The 1709-nt window shown below is 39.1% G+C and carries 1 protein-coding gene; it reads right to left on the bottom strand.

Annotation, left to right across the window (positions count from 1 at the left end):
• Nucleotides 1-140: 140 nt before the first annotated feature.
• Nucleotides 141-1370, bottom strand: coding sequence for an IS110 family RNA-guided transposase (locus tag IV84_RS10350; RefSeq protein WP_056986621.1), 1230 nt, complete (start codon nt 1368-1370; stop codon nt 141-143).
• Nucleotides 1371-1709: the final 339 nt, after the last annotated feature.

Below are 1709 nucleotides of genomic sequence, written 5' to 3'. Positions count from 1 at the left end.
TAAGCCTTGTGGTGATAAGTCAAGTATGTAAAAAACTTTGTTTTTATTATTAATTAGTTCTTGAGAGTATACCTTCCCCAGCCCACTAAAACAGTTAATTTAGCGGGTTAAGAAGGGACTCAGTATCGTAAACTCGAAGGCTATACCACTTTGGGTGGTATATAAAATTGATGGTTTCTAAGCAAGACTTCCACCAATCTCACAAGCTTTCGTGCCGTCAAGACAATAGCTCGACGATGACGATACTTGGGTACCTCTTCATATTTTTTGTGGTAATAGCGTTGGTAAGTAATATCATAACGTCTTATCGAATTGGCAGCTTCAACTAGATAATAACGAAGATATTGATTACCCTTACGAGTTCGTGGCGTAGCTTGACGAACACTCGTACCTGATTCATGTGGTAACCAAGCCAGACCTGCATACTTGGCAATATGGCTTTCATCCGGAAAACGTTCAATTTGACCAATTTCTGCCACAATACCGGCCGCATAAACTGGACCAATACCGGGAACACTAGTTAAACAATTGATATCTGTGTTTTGAGTAGATATCTGTGTAATTGTTTTATCCAAAACTTGGATTTGTTTTTTTAACATCCGAATTTCATTAGCATAGACCGCTAAGATTTCATCAACAGAATCTGTTACGACTTTTGATAGACGATAAGAAGAACGAGTTGCTTTCTTAATGGCTTTAGCAACGGCTTCGGCATCACCAAATTTACCGTGGGCTAACTGTTGAAGATGTGTCACTAATTCATCAAGAGGTAGCGCCGCTGCCTCGTCCAAGGTTAACTCTTCATCAGTAATTAGGGTCATCATAGCTGAGCCAAAAACTGAGGTGGGTAACTCTCGTTCTAAAGTATTACAACGATAATAGAGGTTGTTCAAAAAATGATTTTTTGAATCGGTCATTTGTTTAACCAAGTGATAGCGTTCACGGGTTAAACGTTGCAGCGCAACATAATTTTCTTGGCGAGCAACAGGGGTTCCAAGTGGTTCTACACGCAATAAATCGGCTAATTGCTTGGCATCAATTGCATCAGTTTTACCGTCATTAAAGAGCTGACTAAAGTGATGTGATGTGTAGGGATTAATGGTAATTACCGATAAGCCTAAGGCTTGTAACTCGCTATCTTCGGCCAAAAAAGTCATTGGATGAAAGTTATAAACAGAAGTAGCTTCCATACCAGCTGTGATTTTTTCATAATGATGCGTTTGAGTTTCGGTTAGGACCGTCTGTTTGATCTTAATGGCGCCATTGAGATCATTAGTAGTTTCACCTTGAAAACAACAACGTTGATCCGAATCTAAAGCACAAAAGTCTAATTTATTTTTACCAACATCAATACCTAAATATAAATTCATAGGATAAGGACCTCCTTTCATTGTGAATTAATTGGATAAGCTTAGGTGCTGCGTGATGTTCCCTAATTCCAATTCTAACGGGCATCCTCGCAATATAAGTAGACTAGATTAAGTGATTCAGCTGCGTGTCACGCGAGTGAACACGAATCACTCTAATCGCTACAGCTTGTGGTTTGCGGTGTTTCGAATTGTCTGGGCGGCACGCTTAAAACGTAGATAAACTACAAGGGGAGAAAGCCTATACCAGTTGGACCTAAATCCAATGAACAATTAGAGAATATCACGCAGCATCTAAGTAGTGAATAGTAAGAAACAAAGTTTCAAAATATATAATACGAG

The sequence above is a fragment of the Pediococcus damnosus genome, from assembly GCF_001437255.1.
Taxonomy (GTDB): domain Bacteria; phylum Bacillota; class Bacilli; order Lactobacillales; family Lactobacillaceae; genus Pediococcus; species Pediococcus damnosus.
This window is presented reverse-complemented; position numbering and strand designations above follow the sequence as displayed.

Coding starts and splice junctions, on each gene's coding strand:
- IV84_RS10350 (WP_056986621.1), bottom strand. CDS start 1,370: ATGAATTTATATTTAGGTATTGATGTTGGTAAAAATAAATTAGACTTT.